Origin of the sequence: Polynucleobacter sp. Latsch14-2 (assembly GCF_018881925.1) — a bacterium.
Taxonomy (GTDB): Bacteria; Pseudomonadota; Gammaproteobacteria; order Burkholderiales; family Burkholderiaceae; genus Polynucleobacter.
Genome location: NZ_JACVPL010000003.1, coordinates 50,642 through 68,593, shown reverse-complemented (window position 1 = coordinate 68,593; position 17,952 = coordinate 50,642). Strand labels below are relative to the sequence as shown.

Here is a 17,952-nt window from a genome sequence, read left to right as displayed (position 1 = left end):
AAATTCAATGCCACTACCCCCAGTTATCGCGATTGATGGACCTACAGCCTCTGGAAAAGGGACTGTTGCTGCTGCCATTGCGCAAAAGCTGGGTTTCCATTATTTAGATAGTGGGGCTCTATATCGTTTGGTTGCTTTGGCCAGCAAAAATCAGTGTATTGATATTGGGAATAGCGCTCAATTGGCTGTTTTGGCGGAAAAACTGCCAATTTCTTTTGAAAATGGACATATTTTCTTGGGCGAGGAGAATGTTACTGAGGCAATACGAACAGAAGAGATTGGTTTAAGGGCGTCAACTTTGGCGGCCTATGTCGATGTGAGACTTGCTTTGACAGGGCTGCAGCGAAGTTTTCTTAAGCCGCCGGGCCTAGTGGCTGACGGCAGGGATATGGCCAGCGTCATATTTCCAGGCGCTATTTTGAAGGTTTTCTTGACCGCTACTGCCCAAGCTAGGGCTGAACGTCGTTATAAGCAATTGATAGCTAAGGGAATTCCTGCTAAACTTGAGGACTTGCTGCGAGATTTGCAGGAACGCGATGCCCGCGATAGTAATCGAGGTGCCGCACCCTTGTTAGTGGCGGATGGTGCAAAAGTGCTTGAAACATCAGATTTATCGATAGATCAGGTAGTTGCGGTAGTTTTAGATTGGTATCAATCTGTGATTGCCCAGCACTAGAAGTTGTTTTATTAGTAGTAGTTTTGGTGTCTTAAGAAACTCCACAACGCGACGATCTAATTTAGCGTGTTTCTTGAGGCTTTTTTAACCTAACCCGTCAGGTCTTCTGGCGGCACAAAGTGAATACACATGTCTGAATCATTTGCAGAATTATTTGAAGAATCATTAACCCGATCGAATATGAAGACCGGCCAAGTTATTTCGGCTGAAGTCCTTCGCATCGACCATAATTTCGTCGTTGTTAACGCTGGCTTAAAGTCTGAAGCGTTTATTCCTGTTGAAGAATTCCATAACGACGCTGGCGAGATTGAAGTAGCTCCTGGCGATTTCGTTTCTGTTGCTATTGACGCCCTCGAAAACGGCTATGGTGACACCATCCTCTCTCGTGATAAAGCTAAACGCTTGGCATCATGGATGAATTTGGAAAAAGCTCTCGAGCAAGCTGAGATCGTTACTGGTACTGTTACCGGTAAGGTTAAAGGCGGTTTGACTGTGATGGTTAACGGTATCCGCGCATTCTTGCCTGGATCACTGGTAGATACACGTCCAATTAAAGACACTAGCCCTTACGAGGGCAAGACAATGGAGTTCAAGGTTATCAAGCTTGATCGTAAGCGTAACAACGTAGTGTTGTCACGTCGTGCGGTTGTTGAGGCTAGCCAAGGTGAAGAGCGCGCTAAGTTGATGTCTAACCTTAAAGAAGGTAGCGTTGTTCAGGGTATCGTTAAGAACATCACCGACTACGGCGCATTCGTTGATCTTGGTGGAATTGACGGCCTCTTGCATATTACTGATTTGGCATGGCGTCGCGTGCGTCACCCAAGCGAGATGTTGACTGTTGGTCAAGAAGTAACTGCTAAGATTTTGAAGTTCGACCAAGAGAAGAATCGTGTTTCACTTGGTGTAAAACAACTTGGCGATGACCCATGGGTTGGTATTGCACGTCGCTACCCACCAAATACCCGTTTATTCGGCAAAGTAACCAACTTAACTGACTACGGCGCGTTCGTTGAAATCGAGTCTGGTATTGAAGGTTTGGTACACGTTTCTGAAATGGATTGGACCAACAAGAACGTTGCTCCAAGCAAAGCTACAGCATTGGGAACTGAAGTTGAAGTCATGGTTCTGGATATTGATGAAGACAAGCGTCGTATTAGCTTGGGCATCAAACAGTGCAAAGCGAATCCTTGGGAAGAGTTCTCACGTGCGCAGCAAAAAGGCGACAAGCTTACTGGCGCAATCAAGTCGATTACCGACTTTGGTGTGTTCATCGGCTTGCCTGGTGGCATCGATGGTTTAGTACACCTCTCAGACATCTCATGGAATGAGCCTGGTGAAGAAGCTGTTAAGAAATACAAAAAAGGTGATGAAGTTGAAGCCACCGTATTGGCAATTGATGTTGAAAAAGAGCGTATTTCTCTCGGCATTAAGCAATTGTCTGGTGACCCATTCAATAACTACACATCTGTTAGCGACAAAGGCAGTCTTGTCACTGGCACTGTGAAGGCTGTTGATGCTAAGGGTGCAACGATTCACTTGGCTGATGAAGTTGAGGCTTACTTGCGCGCTTCTGAGATCTCTACCGATCGCGTTGAAGATGCACGCAATGTATTGAAGGAAGGCGATAGCGTAACTGCAATGATCATTAATATTGATCGTAAGTCACGCGTCATTAATCTTTCAATCAAAGCTAAAGACAGCTCTGACCAACAAGATGCTATGAGCAAGCTCCAAGGTGATGCGCAGTCTGGCACTACCAACTTGGGTGCTCTGTTAAAAGCAAAGATGGATAATCAAGGCTAAATCAATATCGCCGCTTTCCATTAGGGGGGGGCGGCGGTTTTTTATTGATAGATCATGACGGATCAAGAGCACCAAGCAATTACCCGCTCCGAACTAGTGGAGAGTCTCGCGGAACAGTTTCCGCAGCTTTTACCTAGGGATGTGGAGTTAGCGGTAAAAACTTTACTAGATACAATGACTCACGCTTTAGCAGAAGGTAAGCGTATTGAGTTGCGTGGCGTTGGTAGCTTTGTATTGCATCATCGCCCTGCCCGTACCGGTCGTAACCCCAAGTCTGGTGAAAAGGTATTGATTCCAGAAAAACGAGTTCCCCATTTCAAGCCTGGCAAGGAACTGCGTGAACGCGTTGATTACAAGCCGCTAAAGCAAGTGGGCCCTAAAGAGGGTTCTGGTGCTTAATCAGCAAGCACATCAGTGGTCCATTAGGACCATTTTTTATTTAAGCTCTTCATTGATGTTATCTACAAGATGATTCAAATCGCTACATCCTGGTTATTGTTACTGCCGGTCTTATTTGGGTTGGGTTGGTTGGCGTCACGCTGGGATTTGCGTCTTGAGAATCGCATGGATGAGCGCGAACGGATGCGTCAGCAGCGTTCGACCTTTAAAGGTTTAAGTCTTCTATTAAATGAGCAGCCGGATCAAGCCATCGAGACATTGGTCAAGATTGCCCAGCTTGATCCAGAAACTATTGAGTTGCATTTTTCCTTGGGTAATTTATTTCGTCGTCGTGGTGAGACTGAGCGCGCTATTCGCGTCCATCAACACCTGGCAAATCGGGATGACCTAAAACCGCGCGATCGTGATCATGCTGCCTACGAGTTGGGGCGTGATTTCTTGAGGGCAGGGCTATTGGACCGTGCAGAAGCCTCTCTTAATCGAGTGGGTGATGGGAAATATGCAGCTCCGGCCAAGGAGAGTCTTTTGGAGATGTATCAAATTGAGCGAGATTGGACAAAAGCCATCATCTCTGCCGCTGAGCTTGAGGGCCTTCAATCCAAATCTCATCAAACTGAGATCGCCCAGTTTCATTGTGAATTAGCACAAGAAGCTCTGCGTCGTAAAGATTTGGTTGGTGCTGAACAATCTATTGAGCGCGCTCTTCAGGCAGTTCCTAACCACGCTCGTGCATTGATATTGCAAGGCGACCATTTTGTTGCCTTGGAACGGCCAGCGCAGGCAATTCAGGTGTGGAGTTTGGTTGCTGATACACACCCAGCTTATATGCATTTACTGGGTGATCGCTGGATGGCCGCTCATACCGCTATCGATAAGGCTGGTAGCGGTCTGGAGAGGCTCTGCGAATTGTTAAAAACACAGGCTTCTGGAGAGTTGCTAGACATTGTGCAAAAGCACTTTATTCAACTTCGTGGACCGCAGGCGGCTGAGCTGATGTTGGTTGATGTCATGCAGCATTCTCCAAGCTTGAGTGCCTTATCTAAATTGGCTGAGACTCGTTTGGTTCTTGCAGAGGGCAATGGCACGCCTGAGAAAATTTCTGAGATTCAGTCAATTTTGGGTTTATTAAAGCAAAGAACAAATAGTTTGGCGCGATATACCTGTGGAAATTGTGGTTTTCGTGCGAGACGTTTTTATTGGCAATGCCCTGGTTGCAACCATTGGGAGGCATACTCTCCAAGGCGCAGTGAGGGTGCGGCACCAAGTGTTCCTTCGATGTAAGCTATTAACTAAATTGTCATTAAGCCTGTGTTTAATGACGGCGTATAAATGAGAAATAAACTGGAGTTCATTTGAAAGTCACCATCATTGGAAGCGGTTATGTAGGTCTTGTTACAGGCGCATGCCTTGCCGAGCAGGGTAATAATGTTTTTTGCGTAGATGTAGACCCGAAAAAGATTGAGATTCTCAATTCTGGCGGCGTGCCCATTTATGAGCCAGGACTCAAAGAGATGATCGAGCGCAATCGTGCTGCAGGGCGCTTACAGTTCTCTACTGATATTGCTGCCTCTGTTGCTCATGGCGAGATTCAGTTCATAGCAGTTGGTACTCCTCCCGATGAGGATGGTTCCGCTGATTTACAGTATGTCGTCGCTGCTGCTCGCAATATTGGTCGACACATGACTGCTCCTAAGGTGATCGTGGATAAATCCACCGTGCCGGTAGGTACTGCCGATAAGGTGTCAGCTGCAGTAATTGAAGAGCTGCAAAAGAGGGGTTTAAGCGCAGATTTATGTTCGGTAGTCTCTAACCCTGAGTTTTTAAAAGAAGGTGCAGCGGTAGAAGACTTTATGCGCCCAGATCGGATTGTGATTGGGACTGAGAGTACGCCATCCGGCCTGCATGCCAAAGAGCAAATGCGCAAACTCTATGCCCCGTTTAATCGTCACCATGAACGCACTTATTACATGGATGTAAAAAGTGCTGAGTTAACAAAGTACGCGGCCAATGCGATGTTGGCAACTCGGATCTCTTTTATGAATGAGCTGGCTAACCTAGCCGATCTAGTCGGGGCTGATATTGAATCTGTCCGTCAAGGTATTGGTTCGGATTCCCGTATCGGATATGGCTTTTTGTACTCTGGCACAGGTTACGGTGGCTCTTGCTTTCCAAAAGACGTATCTGCACTCTCCAAAACAGCCATTGAGTACGGCAGAGATCTGAAGATCCTCGATGCCGTAGAGGCAGTCAATGAAGCTCAAAAGACGATTTTGGTAGAAAAGATTGAAAAGCGTTTTGGCTCTGACCTCTCCAATATGAAATTTGCTCTTTGGGGCTTAGCCTTTAAACCCAATACAGACGATATGCGCGAAGCCCCAAGTCGCGTCATTATTCAAGAGCTGGTAAAGCGTGGTGCACAAGTTGTTGCTTATGACCCAGTAGCGATGCCAGAAGCATTGCATTGTCTTGATCTTGACTTCAAAGGTAATTCTGAGGGCCTCAAGAAAGTCTCGATGGTGGCAAACCCAATGGAAGCCGTAGATGACTGCGATGCCTTGGTGATTGTGACGGAGTGGAAGGTCTTCCGCAGTCCAGATTTTGATCTTCTACTGCAAAAGCTCAAACGTCCGATCATTTTTGATGGCCGTAATTTATATGAACCACAGGCTATGCAAGAATTAGGCATTGAGTACCAAGGTATTGGTCGTCATAATTAAAAATAGCTTAAATAAAGAAAAAGTCTGCCCGTGGAAAAAGCCAACCGAGAACAGTTCTCCCAGACCCGCTTACTAGTGGTGGGTGATGTCATGCTTGATCGTTACTGGTTTGGCGATACCAACCGCATCTCTCCGGAGGCACCTGTTCCTGTTGTTCAAGTTAGTAAGATCGATGAGCGTTTAGGTGGTGCTGCAAACGTAGCACGCAACGTTGCTGCATTGGGTGCCAAGACAACTATTCTGGGCGTGATTGGTGATGATGAGGCTGGTCGTCGCGTGACTGAGTTGCTAAGGTTTAGTGGTGTTGATAGCCAGCTTGAGGTTGACGGTAAAGTGCCTACCACGGTGAAGTTGCGTGTGATTGCACGGCAACAGCAATTGATTCGTTTAGATTTTGAAGAGGCGCCTAGCGAGGCTGCTTTGGCCCATAAATTAGAACGTTTTGAAAAATCCTTGGCTGATGCTGATGTGATTATTTTGTCTGACTATGGCAAAGGTGCTCTAGGTCAAGTAAGTCTTATGATTGAGCAGGCACGCGCACAAAATAAAGTGATCTTAGTAGACCCTAAAGGTGAGGATTATGAAAAGTACCGCGGCGCTACTGTCTTAACACCCAATCGTAGCGAGCTACGTCAAGTGGTGGGTCAGTGGGCAAATGAAGAGGATTTAAACCGCAGAGCACAAGATCTTCGACAGTCTCTTAAGCTACAAGCCTTATTGCTTACTAGATCAGAAGAAGGTATGAGCTTATTCACAGATGCTGGCGTAAGTCATGTAAAAGCGCAAGCGCGTGAGGTCTTTGATGTATCTGGTGCTGGCGATACGGTAATTGCCACTTTAGCGGTCGCATTAGCCTCTAAATGGCCGCTTGAAAAGGCTATGGCCTTGGCTAATCGTGCGGGTGGCATTGTGGTTGGTAAGTTGGGGACGGCAACCGTTACTTCGGAGGAGTTGCAATGACCATCATTGTTACTGGCGCAGCAGGTTTTATTGGTGCGAATATTGTCCAAGCTTTAAACGCGCGTGGCGAAAAAAATGTTATTGCAGTCGACGACCTTCGTCCTGCCGACAAATATCGCAACTTAGCAGATTTAGATATCACTGATTACTTAGATAAAGACGAGTTTCTAGAGGCCTTTAGAAGTGGTCGATTAGGCAAGATTCGCGCGGTATTCCACGAGGGTGCTTGCTCCGATACCATGGAAACAGATGGCATATTTATGATGGCGAATAACTATCGCTACACCATGGATCTGCTTGATATCTGCACCGACCAGAAGGTGCAGCTACTTTACGCTTCTTCGGCGGCAACCTATGGCGGTTCAGATGTATTTATTGAGAGTCGTGAGCATGAGAAGCCGTTGAATATTTATGGCTACTCTAAATTTCTTTTTGATCAAGTCATGCGTAAGCGTTTTGCTGAAAACGCAAATAGCGCCCAAGTTGTTGGCTTCCGCTACTTTAATGTGTATGGCCCCCGTGAATCTCATAAAGGTCGCATGGCATCAGTCGCATTTCATCAATATCACCAGTACAAGGCCAATGGGCAGGTAAAACTATTTGGTGAATATGGTGGTTATGCTGCTGGTGAGCAAAGTCGTGACTTTGTTTCCGTTGAAGATGTGGTCAAAGTAAATCTATTTTTCCTGGATCATCCTGAAGTCAGCGGTATCTTTAATTTAGGTAGCGGTCGTGCGCAACCTTTTAATGATGTTGCATGTGCAGTTGCTAATGCAATGCGCAAAATAGATAAGGCAAATCCAGCAAGCCTAGAGGAGTTGGTAAAAGAAAAAGCCATTGAGTACATTCCATTTCCAGAGGCACTCAAAGGTAAATACCAGTGCTTTACGCAGGCGGATTTAACGAAGCTACGCGCTGCTGGCTATACGGAGGCCTTTCTCAATGTTGAGCAGGGTGTTAGTCGTTATATCGACTGGCTGTCAGCTAATGCTGATTTCTTGTCGGCGCCACTATAGAGACTGCTTTATCGGCCTGTTAATGCTAGGGCAATTGATTTCTTAAATGGCGTTAAGCGTTCGCTGACATGCAGAAGTGCTGTTCTAGCGAATTTTGCTGGCAGAGATTCTTTGGAATAGATTTCTGTAATCAATCTAGTCATTAAAAATAGTGGCCGAGTTTTACGCTTATGGATTTTTTCATAACGCAATAAAAGGACTTGATCGCCAATATCCTGTCCGATTTGATGAGCGCTTAAAATTTCTTGAGAAAGCTTCTGAACGCCCAGTAAGCCGAAATTAAAGCCATGCGCAGTGACTGGATGCATCCCAACTGCTGCATCTCCAACCGTGGCAAACCTATTAGCCACCAATCTTTTAGGATATACGGATACCAGTGGGTAGGAGTGGATTGTGCTGACCAGGTTCATATCTCCAAGTCGATTATCAAATCGCTCTCGAATATTTTTTGACAACGCTTCTGGACTCAATTTCATAAGCTCATCAGCTTCATCGCTTGCCACTGTAATGACTACCGAACTGCGGTAGAGTCCGGTGGTTGGATCTGGGTTCATTGGCAGCAGCGCAAGAGTCTGGCCGTAATCAAACCACTCCCATGCAATATGCTCATGAGGTACATCATGCGTCATACAGCAGACCAGCATATTGCGACCAAAGTCATGCATATCGGCGGCAATACCCATCATGCGACGCGTCGTGGAAAAGCGATTATCGGCAGCCACTACGAGTTTGGCTTTAATTTTCCCCCCATTATCCAGTGTGACAGAGGCATCGTGCTGAGTTGTTTGTACTTTAGTGACTTTGCATCCGGGAATCAATTGGATATCGTCGTTGAGTTTGATGGCTTCCTGTGTAGCGTCATATGCAGCCCTTCGAATGATGTGGTTTGAGATTAACCACCCAAGTTCTTGGTACTGGCTGAGTTGATGGGGAATCAGCATTTCAAACTGGGATCTGCCATCTAGGATTTTGGCATCGCGTAACTGCGAAATCGCCTTGGGTTCGATGAGTTGCCATAAGCCAAGTTCTTTCATGGCGGTGGCTGAGTGTTGTGTAAGTGCAATTTCCCTGCCATCAAACGCTGGATTAGCAATAGCATCTATTGGCTGTTGTTCAACGATTGCAATACTTAATCCTCGGCCACTTAGGGATCTTGCAAGACATAGTCCTGATGGACCTGCTCCAATAATAACAATATCAACATCCATGTTTTTTCCAATATCTTAAATAGATCTCCCTTGAGTATAGATTTTCAAAATCAACTATTTGATTCAGAAAATGATTGGGCGTCCTAGTTTTTGATGTGGATCAAAAATTTCACGAGATATCTGCTTTTATTAAGTCAATGTTCAGTACTTTCTGATTTTTCTGAAGGTCGTCAACAGACCCCATCTTGCATCGTTGTAATTGATCCGCGCATATTTCATGTTTGCGGATTTTATGATTGGAGAAAGAATGACACATCAATTCAAATTAGGTAGTGCGCATCGTTTTTTAAAGGCCGTAGCATTTGCTACATTGTTAGCGTCTTCGGCAGTGATTGCATCACCAATTAATGTCAATACTGCCACGCAAACTGAATTGGAAAGCATTAAGGGGATTGGTCCCTCCAAAGCTAAAACAATCATCGCTGAACGACTAGATGGTGGCCATTTTCAAGATGCTAATGATTTGCAAAAACGTGTACGCGGTATCGGCATGAAATCCGTTGAAAAAATGGTCGATAACGGTTTAACCATCGAAGCCCCGGGCTCTTTTCGTGAGCCGAATGGCAGGACAAAAAAAGAAGGTTCTGGTGCTGGCCGACGCAGCACACGTGGTCAAAATAGCCCTCGCCCTAATGAGGGTCGTGCGGGAGCAGGTCGCCGTAATTAAGCCCTTCCGTGTGTAGTTGGCCTTACGGCTAAAATGGGTCCATGAGTAAACCCTCCTACTTAACTATTTCACAAACTGTTGGCAATACGCCTTTAGTTCGCTTGCAACGTATTCCTGGTCTTGAAAACGAGACTAATGGCAACGTGATTTTGGGTAAGTTGGAGGGGAATAATCCAGCCGGGTCGGTGAAGGACCGACCTGCGCTGTCGATGATTGTGCGCGCACAAGAGCGTGGTGAAATTAAACCTGGTGACACGCTAATTGAAGCAACCAGTGGTAATACGGGTATTGCGCTAGCAATGACTGCAGCAATGCTGGGCTACAAGATGGTCTTAGTTATGCCAGAGAACCAGAGTATTGAGCGTCGCCAAAGTATGGCCGCTTATGGAGCAGAATTAATCCTGACGGCTGCATCAGGCGGCATGGAGTTTGCAAGAGATTACGCCATGCAACTGCAAAAAGAAGGGCGTGGCAAGTTACTTGACCAGTTTGCTAATCCGGATAATCCGCGTGCCCATATTGAAACTACAGGTCCTGAGATTTGGCGAGATACTGATGGGCAGGTTACCCATTTCATTTCTGCGATGGGGACTACGGGTACCATTACTGGCGTCTCTACTTATCTTAAGTCCATGAATCCCGAAATTCAAATTATTGGCGCACAACCTGAAGAGGGCTCGCAAATTCCTGGGATTCGTAAATGGGCTCCAGAGTATCTTCCAAAAATCTATCAAGGCAATAGAGTTGATCTCATTGAGTATGTTACTCAGGCTGAAGCAGAGGAGATGGCGCGCCGCTTGGCTGCGGAAGAAGGTATCTTTTGCGGTATCTCTGCTGGTGGCGCTCTAGTGGTAGCTTTGCGTGTCGCCCGTCAAGTCAAAAATGCTACGATCGTATTTATTGTCTGTGATCGGGGGGATCGCTATTTATCTACGGGCGTTTTTCCAGCTTAAGATGATTTAGGCTTTTTCTTTGACTTGGTTTTTTTAACTTTTGTTTCCTCGGCTTTCATCGATGTAGCTCCGTTGATCGATTTGCTCGTTGGTGCGGCGCTCTGGTTCTTATAGCCCAAGGCCTCTGCAAACTCGGCAACGCTTTGTGCATAAAAATAGCTACGGTTGTACTGCACAATCGTTAGAAAATTATTTAAACCAACTACGTAGTGAACTTGGTCCCTATCTTCAGCATCAGGGTAGGGAAGATCCACAATAAATGCTTTACTATCCGGCGCCACTCCACCGGCTTGGAGGTCGCCTTGCGCTGACTTTAGAATTCCCTTGCGAATCAGTTCTTCAACGCTGTATTTAAGTTGGGGCTCACCATCGGCCAGCAATTTGGCTTCGCTTAAACCAGAGTCTTGAACTGGGAAGGAGATTGGCATTCCAGGTTGCCAACCATGTTTCTTCATGAAATTACCCACGCTGGCGATAGCATCTTTGGTGCTAAGGCGAAGGTCAATGCGGCCATCTCCATCGCCGTCTATCGCGTAGCTGCGAATACTGCTGGGCATAAATTGAGGTAAACCGATAGCTCCAGCATAGGAGCTATTTTGATTAAGGCAGGTGTTAAAGCGTTGATCACTAATCCCCTGAACATTATTTTGGGCCGGCAGCTTACCGCCTGCATCCGACCAGCACATCAAAATAAGCTCTTTCAGTTGATCTTTGAAGAGTTGTTCGCGACTGGCTTTATTAGGTGTATTGGGGTAGCTAAAGGCCAGCGTTGATAAGACATCTTTGACTCTGAAGTTGCCGGTTTGACGCCCATAGATGGTTTCAATGCCAATGATGGCGACAATGATTTCGGCAGGCACCCCGGATTCTTGTTCAATCTGACTCAAAAATGCATGGTTTTGCTCCCAAAAGGCCTTTCCAGCTTTTAGTCTGACTGGCTCAATAAAGCGTTTGCGGTAAGCCACCCAGTTCTTCTTAAAAGTGCCGGATGGGGGTAATACCAATTTGCGTATCGAGGGAATTGTCTTAGCATCGCTAAAGCTAGTTTCAAGTATGGGGAAAGGGATTTCCTGGGTCCGTGCTACTTCCGCTAGTAATTCGTTGATATTTTGGGTGAGCAGGACCTCAGATGCTGCTTCATCGGTTTGGTTTACGATAGCTTGAGTAGTGCTACTTTGTGGTGCGGGGGTGCTAGAGCATGCCCCAAGAAGCAGGGTCAAAATGAGACCAGAGATTTGGAAATAGATTTTCAAGTGATTTCAGCTTTGGGATAACGGCACGTTGATTAAATTAAAAAATTGTAGTTTTGTTTTTGAAAGTTTTAAATAATGACAACAGGATACATAACCCATCCAGATTTTCTAAAGCATGAGATGGGTAGCCACCATCCTGAGTGCCCGGAGCGCATTCAGGCGATTAATGATCAGCTCATACGTAGCGGTTTAGACCCATTTCTCCAACATTTAGATGCACCGTTGGCAACAGAAGATCAATTGGAGTTGGTGCATAGCCCCGATCATATCGCTTTTGTAAAAGAGTGCTCTCCAGAGAGTGGTTATTTTATGCTTGACGGTGACACCATTATGAATCCACACACATGGAGGGCATGCTTGCGTGCGGCTGGAGCTGCCATTGCGGGAGTGGATGCGGTCATGAAGGGGGAGGTAAGCAATGTTTTTTGTGCTGTTCGCCCACCAGGACATCATGCCGAGCCAACGCGCTCGATGGGATTCTGTGTTTTTGATAATGTTGCCATCGCAGCGCGTTATGCCATGGAGCAATACGGCATCAAACGCGTCGCGATTATTGACTTTGATGTCCATCATGGAAATGGCACTGAGGCTGCTTTTTTTAATGACACCAATGTGCTGATGTGCAGTTTCTTTCAGCATCCGTTTTATCCGTACAGTGGTTTAGATGGCGCGAAGAATATGGTCAATGTCCCGCTGCCGGCATCTACAAGAGGTGATGTAGTGCGTTCGATCGTGGAGGAGCAGTGGTTGCCACGCTTGCGAGATTTCGAGCCAGAGCTGATTGTTATTTCTGCTGGCTTTGATGCACATCGTGAAGATGATCTGGGGCAGATGGGTTTGGTAGAAGATGATTATGTCTGGATTACCCATCAATTAAAGGGGGTGGCGGAGCAATATGCTCACGGTCGAATAGTCAGCTGCCTAGAAGGTGGTTACAACCTTTCCGCATTGGGTCGTAGTGTTGTTGCTCATGTGAAAGCTTTGGCAGACCTCTAATTAAAATCAATATCAAGGGTAAAGTAATGGTAAACATTTTCGAGCAAGGTTTGGAGCGTAATTCAGCAAACTTCACACCCATTACCCCGCTATTATTTTTAGAGCGATCTGCAGAAATTTATCCAAATCGCTTAGCAGTAATTCATGGGAATTTACGTCAAACTTGGGGGCAAACTTATGCCCGCTGCCGACGTCTCGCAAGTGCACTCAGTCAGCATGGTATTGGGATTGGAGATACGGTAGCCGTGATGTTGCCCAATACGCCGCCCATGGTTGAGGCCCATTTTGGCATTCCAATGGTAGGTGCTGTTTTAAATGCCCTCAATACCCGTTTAGATCCTCAGTCTATTGCTTTCATGTTGAATCATGGTGAAGCAAAAGTAGTGATTGTTGATCCTGAATTTTCAGGGACCATGAAAGAGGCATTAGCGATTGCGAAAAAAGAAAGCGGCCGAGATTTTTTGGTGATTGATGTGGAGGAAAACGAGTTTGATGTTTCTGGTGTAAAGCTAGGCAGTCTTACTTATGAACAATTATTAGCACAAGGTGATCCACAATATCTATGGCAAGTTCCTACGGATGAGTGGCAAGCAATCTGCTTGAATTACACCTCTGGTACAACTGGGAACCCGAAGGGTGTTGTTTACCATCATCGTGGTGCTGCAATCAATGCAGTCTCGAATATTTTAGATTGGGATATTAATAAGCATCCAGTGTATTTATGGACCCTGCCGATGTTCCATTGCAATGGTTGGTGTTTTCCTTGGACTGTAGCAGCACGTGCTGGTATTAATGTTTGCCTGCGTCGTGTTGATGCACAACATATTTTTGCTGCAATTAAAGAGTACAAGGTGACTCATTACTGTGCAGCTCCAATTGTTCATAATCTGCTAGTCAATGCCCCCGAGGAGATGAAGCTGGGTGTTCCAACTGGTGTGAAAGGTCTGATTGCGGGCGCCGCACCACCGGCATCGATTATTGAGGGCATGGAGAAATTAGGCTTTGACTTAACTCATGTCTATGGACTTACTGAAGTGTATGGCCCGGCAGCAGTTTGTGTGAAACAGGATGAGTGGGATGACTTAGATATTGGTGAGCGTGCGCGCCTAAATGCGCGCCAGGGGGTGCGTTACCACATGCAACAAGCTATTACCGTATTAAATCCAGAGACAATGCAGCCTGTACCCGCTGATGGTGAAACCATGGGCGAGATTATGTTCAAGGGTAATATCGCGATGAAGGGGTATCTAAAAAATGAGAAAGCCACTAAGGAGGCTTTTGAGGGCGGCTGGTTTCATTCAGGTGACTTAGCCGTCATGAGTCCCGATGGTTACGTCAAGATTAAAGATCGTAGCAAGGACATTATTATTTCTGGGGGAGAAAACATTTCTTCCATCGAGGTGGAGGATGTGCTTTTTAGGCATCCCGCTGTGATTGCTGCTGCGGTTGTCGCGATGCCCGACCCGAAGTGGGGTGAAACGCCCTGTGCGTTCTTAGAAATAAAGCCGGACGCCCAAGTCACCATACAAGAGATCATCGCGCACTGTAAGAGGCATTTAGCAGGATTTAAGGTCCCTAGGGCGGTAGTTTTTGGGGAGCTACCCAAGACCTCCACTGGCAAAATCCAAAAATTTGAGTTGCGGAAAAAGGCTGGCTCTGCTTCTGCGATTGATGTTTAGTCTAAGCCTTCTTAAGGCGTCTAAAATAGACAAGTACCCCGTTTTTAATCAATGAGCACCGTTTTTTGAAGATTGAGAAAGTAAGATGAAGATTTTAGTAGCAGTCAAGCGTGTGGTGGACTACAACGTCAAAGTGCGCGTCAAATCTGATAACAGTGGCGTAGATATTGCCAACGTCAAAATGAGTATGAATCCATTCGACGAAATTGCGGTGGAAGAAGCTGTGCGCTTAAAAGAGGCTGGCATTGCTACCGAAGTAGTGGCAGTTTCGGCTGGTCCGAGTCAATGTCAAGAAACCTTACGTACCGCTTTGGCTATTGGTGCTGATCGTGCAATCTTGGTCGAAAGTAATGCTGAACTGCAACCATTAGCTGTTGCTAAGATTTTGAAATCTCTCGTCGATAAAGAGCAAGCCCAGATCATGATTTTGGGTAAACAGGCAATCGATGACGACAGCAATCAAACTGGTCAGATGTTAGCTGCATTGTTAGATATCCCGCAAGCTACTTTTGCATCCAAGCTTGTTGTAGCAGACGGTAAAGCGAGTGTGACTCGTGAAGTTGACGGCGGTTTGGAAACTATTGCCATTTCAATCCCGGCAGTGATTACTACGGACTTGCGTCTCAATGAGCCTCGTTATGTGACTTTGCCTAATATCATGAAGGCCAAGAAAAAGACTTTGGAGATTGTTAAGCCAGAGGACTTGGGTGTCGACATAACCCCACGTCTTCAGACAATCAAAGTAGAAGAGCCTCCAAAACGAAGCGCTGGCGTAATGGTTGCCGATGTGGCGGCCCTTGTGGAAAAACTAAAAAATGAAGCGAAGGTGATTTAAATGGCTGCCCTAGTTATTGCTGAACATGACAATCTTTCTTTAAAAGCTGCAACACTTAATGCCGTTGCTGCTGCCTTGCAGTGCTCTCCAGAGGTAGATGTTTTAGTCTGTGGACACAACGCTGATGTTGTCGCACAGGCTGCTTCTCAAATTGCGGGTGTTCGTAAAGTACTCCAAGTTGAGGCGCCTTCCTTGGCTGATCAGCTGGCCGAACCCTTGGCAGCTCAGATTCTCTCTTTGGCCTCGCACTACACTCATATCTTGGCTCCAGCAACGGCGAACGGTAAAAATGTTCTTCCGCGAGTAGCGGCAAAGCTGGATGTTGCTCAATTATCTGATGTGACTAAAGTCCTCTCGCCCGATACCTTTGAGCGTCCTATCTATGCAGGCAATGCCATTGCTACGGTGCAATCTAGCGACTCGCTTAAAGTGATTACTGTGCGTACCACGGGCTTTGATCCAGCTCCCGCAACGGGTGGAGCTGCTGGTATTGAAAAGCCGGCTGCTGATGCTGCAGCCAGTAATTCTTCCTCATCCACCTTTGTGGGTCGTGAGCTGACCAAATCGGATCGCCCAGAATTAACTGCAGCCAAGATTATTGTTTCTGGTGGTCGTGGTTTAGGTTCAGGAGATAAATATCAAGAATTGATAGTTCCATTGGCCGATACACTAGGCGCTGCATTGGGTGCATCACGCGCCGCGGTTGATGCCGGTTATGTTTCAAATGATTATCAGGTGGGTCAAACTGGCAAGATCGTTGCCCCACAACTTTATGTTGCTGTTGGAATTTCTGGTGCGATTCAGCATTTAGCGGGGATGAAAGACTCTAAGGTGATCGTTGCCATTAACAAAGATCCTGAGGCGCCAATCTTTAGTGTTGCTGATTACGGACTCGTGGCTGATTTATTTACAGCCGTTCCCGAATTAACGAAAGCGCTTGGCTAGATCATTAATGTTTCTATTTAATGATTTGATCTAAATAAAGAGGAGTTGTAATGCCATATGTAGCCCCAGTCAAAGACATGCTATTTGTGATGAACGAATTAGCGGGGCTATCTGATGTGGTTGCTTATCCTGAGTATGCCCAGACTGGTGCCGACGTGGATTTAGCCCCTGCTATTTTGGAGGAGGCGGCAAAGTTTAATCAAGATGTAGTTGCTCCACTCAATTGGCCTGGAGATCAAAACCCGAGCGCTCTACGTGATGGTGAGGTCTATACCACTCCTGGTTTTAAAGAGGCTTTCGAGCAATTTGCTGCGGCTGGTTGGCAGGGTGTTATTCATCCCTCCGAATTTGGTGGTCAGGGTCTACCTAAGCTAATCGCAACCGCCTGCTTTGAGATGGTGCATTCAGCAAGCCTGTCATTTGCCTTGTGTCCGATGTTGACTGATGGCGCAATCGAGGCCCTATTAACTGCTGCTAGCCCAGAGCTGCAAAAGCAATATGTTCCTAAAATGATTTCCGGTGAGTGGACTGGCACCATGAATCTCACGGAGCCGCAAGCAGGCTCAGATTTATCTATGGTGCGTTCACGCGCCGTGCCACAGGATGATGGTACTTATAAGATTTTTGCTACCAAGATCTTTATTACCTATGGCGAACACGACATGGCTAAGAATATTGTCCATCTCGTATTGGCGCGTACTCCTGATGCGCCTGAGGGAGTAAAGGGTATTTCTTTATTTGTGGCTCCCAAGTTTATGGTCAATGCTGATGGCTCCTTAGGTGAGCGCAATGATATTCAATGTGTTTCTTTGGAGCATAAGTTAGGTATTAAGGCGAGTCCTACTGCAGTATTGCAGTTTGGTGATCATGGTGGCGCTATTGCTTATTTGGTCGGAGAGGAAAACCGTGGCCTAGAGTATATGTTTGTCATGATGAACGCAGCACGCTTCTCTGTTGGTATGCAGGGCATTGCAGTGGCTGAGCGTGCCTATCAGAAGGCAGTGCAATATGCCAAGGATCGCATTCAAAGCCGTGATCTTACCGGCTCCCCTGGCCCTGTGGCGATTATTCACCAGCCTGATGTGAAGCGTATGTTGATGACGATGCGCGCGTACATTGAAGCCTCAAGGGCTTTGGCGTATTACGCCGCTGCAGAGTGCGATGCGCAACATGCTTCGCCGCAAGAAGAGACTCGTAAAGCCAGCCAGGCAATCTATGAATTTTTAGTCCCTATCGTAAAAGGCTTCTCTACTGAGATGTCGATTGATGTAGCTAGTTTAGGAGTTCAGGTACATGGTGGCATGGGCTTCATTGAGGAAACTGGTGCTGCTCAACATTATCGCGATGCCCGTATTCTGACTATTTATGAAGGGACAACCGCGATTCAGGCCAATGATTTAGTTGGCAGAAAGACTGTTCGTGATGGTGGTGCCACAGCTCAAGTCTTGGTAGAAAAGATGAAGCAAGCAGAAAAGGATCTGGCGGCAGCTAGTAGTGCTGATGCTAAAGCCGTCCTTAAGCAATTTATTCCCGCACGCGAAGCTTTTGAAGCTTCCGTTGCTTATATTTTAGCTAATGCTAAAAAAGAAGTGAAGGCTGTTTATGCTGGTAGCTTCGCTTATCTGCGCTTGTGTGGATTGGTTTTAGGTGCATGGCAAATGGCTCGCGCACTTCTAGTTGCCGAAGGTTTGTATGACGGCGACCCCCATTTTTATGGTGCCAAAATTGCTACTGCGCGTTTCTTTGCGGAAAACTTATTGCCTCAGGCGCAGGCCTTATCTACTTCCATTTTAGAGGGTGGTCACTCTACTAATGCTTTAGCGGTCGAGCAGTTTTAACGCACCC

Annotated in this window: 15 protein-coding genes and 1 pseudogene; 14 read left to right on the top strand and 2 right to left on the bottom strand. The window is 46.4% G+C overall.

Annotated elements, in window-relative coordinates; genetic code table 11:
* Window positions 1-7 precede the first annotated feature (7 nt).
* From cmk to rfaD, 7 genes and pseudogenes are all read left to right on the top strand, one after another.
* A complete protein-coding gene (gene cmk / locus ICN46_RS04125; RefSeq protein WP_216204898.1) occupies window positions 8-676 on the top strand; it encodes a (d)CMP kinase in 669 nt (222 codons plus the stop codon).
* 129 nt (window positions 677-805) lie between these two features.
* Window positions 806-2,479 (top strand): 30S ribosomal protein S1, encoded by a 1,674-nt coding sequence (gene rpsA / locus ICN46_RS04120; RefSeq protein WP_216204895.1) that lies wholly within the window; start codon window positions 806-808, stop codon window positions 2,477-2,479.
* Window positions 2,480-2,533: 54 nt separating this feature from the next.
* Window positions 2,534-2,872 (top strand): annotated as a pseudogene (locus ICN46_RS04115) (integration host factor subunit beta); the annotation flags it as partial.
* 75 nt (window positions 2,873-2,947) lie between these two features.
* Window positions 2,948-4,159: a lipopolysaccharide assembly protein LapB gene (lapB, locus tag ICN46_RS04110; protein WP_216204887.1), complete on the top strand. Its 1,212-nt coding sequence runs from the start codon at window positions 2,948-2,950 to the stop codon at window positions 4,157-4,159.
* Between the two features lie 71 nt (window positions 4,160-4,230).
* Window positions 4,231-5,595: a UDP-glucose dehydrogenase family protein gene (locus ICN46_RS04105; RefSeq protein ID WP_216204884.1), complete on the top strand. Its 1,365-nt coding sequence runs from the start codon at window positions 4,231-4,233 to the stop codon at window positions 5,593-5,595.
* Window positions 5,596-5,625: 30 nt separating this feature from the next.
* Window positions 5,626-6,555, top strand: coding sequence for a D-glycero-beta-D-manno-heptose-7-phosphate kinase (rfaE1, locus tag ICN46_RS04100; protein WP_216204881.1), 930 nt, complete (start codon window positions 5,626-5,628; stop codon window positions 6,553-6,555).
* Window positions 6,552-7,571, top strand: a complete 1,020-nt coding sequence (gene rfaD / locus ICN46_RS04095; protein WP_216204877.1) for an ADP-glyceromanno-heptose 6-epimerase — start codon at window positions 6,552-6,554, stop codon at window positions 7,569-7,571. The genes rfaE1 and rfaD overlap by 4 nt, the downstream gene beginning before the upstream one ends.
* An 8-nt stretch (window positions 7,572-7,579) precedes the next feature.
* Here rfaD and ubiM read toward each other — a convergent pair whose 3' ends face one another.
* A complete protein-coding gene (ubiM, locus tag ICN46_RS04090; RefSeq protein ID WP_216204874.1) occupies window positions 7,580-8,779 on the bottom strand; it encodes a 5-demethoxyubiquinol-8 5-hydroxylase UbiM in 1,200 nt (399 codons plus the stop codon).
* A 247-nt stretch (window positions 8,780-9,026) separates the two neighbouring features.
* On the opposite strand from ubiM, the gene ICN46_RS04085 reads away from it, so the two are divergent.
* Window positions 9,027-9,446 carry a ComEA family DNA-binding protein gene (locus ICN46_RS04085; protein ID WP_255538736.1) on the top strand — a complete coding sequence of 140 codons (420 nt, stop codon included), beginning with the start codon at window positions 9,027-9,029 and terminating at the stop codon, window positions 9,444-9,446.
* Between the two features lie 41 nt (window positions 9,447-9,487).
* Window positions 9,488-10,399, top strand: a complete 912-nt coding sequence (gene cysM, locus ICN46_RS04080; RefSeq protein ID WP_216204872.1) for a cysteine synthase CysM — start codon at window positions 9,488-9,490, stop codon at window positions 10,397-10,399.
* On the opposite strand, the gene ICN46_RS04075 is transcribed toward cysM, so the two are convergent.
* Window positions 10,396-11,652 carry a lytic murein transglycosylase gene (locus tag ICN46_RS04075; protein WP_216860295.1) on the bottom strand — a complete coding sequence of 419 codons (1,257 nt, stop codon included), beginning with the start codon at window positions 11,650-11,652 and terminating at the stop codon, window positions 10,396-10,398. The two genes, cysM and ICN46_RS04075, sit on opposite strands and share 4 nt — an antisense overlap.
* A 75-nt stretch (window positions 11,653-11,727) precedes the next feature.
* On the opposite strand from ICN46_RS04075, the gene ICN46_RS04070 reads away from it, so the two are divergent.
* The 5 genes from ICN46_RS04070 to ICN46_RS04050 all read left to right on the top strand — a co-directional run bounded on the left by ICN46_RS04070 (window position 11,728) and on the right by ICN46_RS04050 (window position 17,945).
* The gene (locus tag ICN46_RS04070) at window positions 11,728-12,648 is read left to right on the top strand and encodes a histone deacetylase family protein (protein ID WP_216204869.1); all 921 of its coding nucleotides are present in this window, start codon (window positions 11,728-11,730) and stop codon (window positions 12,646-12,648) included.
* Between the two features lie 26 nt (window positions 12,649-12,674).
* Window positions 12,675-14,327 carry an acyl-CoA synthetase gene (locus ICN46_RS04065; protein WP_216204864.1) on the top strand — a complete coding sequence of 551 codons (1,653 nt, stop codon included), beginning with the start codon at window positions 12,675-12,677 and terminating at the stop codon, window positions 14,325-14,327.
* A gap of 85 nt (window positions 14,328-14,412) precedes the next feature.
* Window positions 14,413-15,162, top strand: a complete 750-nt coding sequence (locus ICN46_RS04060; protein WP_216204861.1) for an electron transfer flavoprotein subunit beta/FixA family protein — start codon at window positions 14,413-14,415, stop codon at window positions 15,160-15,162.
* A complete protein-coding gene (locus tag ICN46_RS04055; RefSeq protein ID WP_216204859.1) occupies window positions 15,163-16,107 on the top strand; it encodes an electron transfer flavoprotein subunit alpha/FixB family protein in 945 nt (314 codons plus the stop codon).
* Window positions 16,108-16,157: 50 nt separating this feature from the next.
* Complete coding sequence (locus ICN46_RS04050) at window positions 16,158-17,945, top strand: acyl-CoA dehydrogenase (RefSeq protein WP_216204856.1); 1,788 nt, start codon at window positions 16,158-16,160, stop codon at window positions 17,943-17,945.
* The last annotated feature ends 7 nt before the right edge of the window (window positions 17,946-17,952 follow it).

Excerpts from the sequence above, each read along its gene's own strand:
- rpsA (WP_216204895.1), top strand. The coding sequence starts at position 806 with ATGTCTGAATCATTTGCAGAATTATTTGAAGAATCATTAACCCGATCG.
- ICN46_RS04060 (WP_216204861.1), top strand. The coding sequence starts at position 14,413 with ATGAAGATTTTAGTAGCAGTCAAGCGTGTGGTGGACTACAACGTCAAA.
- ICN46_RS04070 (WP_216204869.1), top strand. The coding sequence starts at position 11,728 with ATGACAACAGGATACATAACCCATCCAGATTTTCTAAAGCATGAGATG.
- cysM (WP_216204872.1), top strand. The coding sequence starts at position 9,488 with ATGAGTAAACCCTCCTACTTAACTATTTCACAAACTGTTGGCAATACG.
- rfaD (WP_216204877.1), top strand. The coding sequence starts at position 6,552 with ATGACCATCATTGTTACTGGCGCAGCAGGTTTTATTGGTGCGAATATT.
- ICN46_RS04055 (WP_216204859.1), top strand. The coding sequence starts at position 15,163 with ATGGCTGCCCTAGTTATTGCTGAACATGACAATCTTTCTTTAAAAGCT.
- ubiM (WP_216204874.1), bottom strand. The coding sequence starts at position 8,779 with ATGGATGTTGATATTGTTATTATTGGAGCAGGTCCATCAGGACTATGT.
- ICN46_RS04050 (WP_216204856.1), top strand. The coding sequence starts at position 16,158 with ATGCCATATGTAGCCCCAGTCAAAGACATGCTATTTGTGATGAACGAA.
- lapB (WP_216204887.1), top strand. The coding sequence starts at position 2,948 with ATGATTCAAATCGCTACATCCTGGTTATTGTTACTGCCGGTCTTATTT.
- ICN46_RS04065 (WP_216204864.1), top strand. The coding sequence starts at position 12,675 with ATGGTAAACATTTTCGAGCAAGGTTTGGAGCGTAATTCAGCAAACTTC.
- ICN46_RS04085 (WP_255538736.1), top strand. The coding sequence starts at position 9,027 with ATGACACATCAATTCAAATTAGGTAGTGCGCATCGTTTTTTAAAGGCC.
- cmk (WP_216204898.1), top strand. The coding sequence starts at position 8 with ATGCCACTACCCCCAGTTATCGCGATTGATGGACCTACAGCCTCTGGA.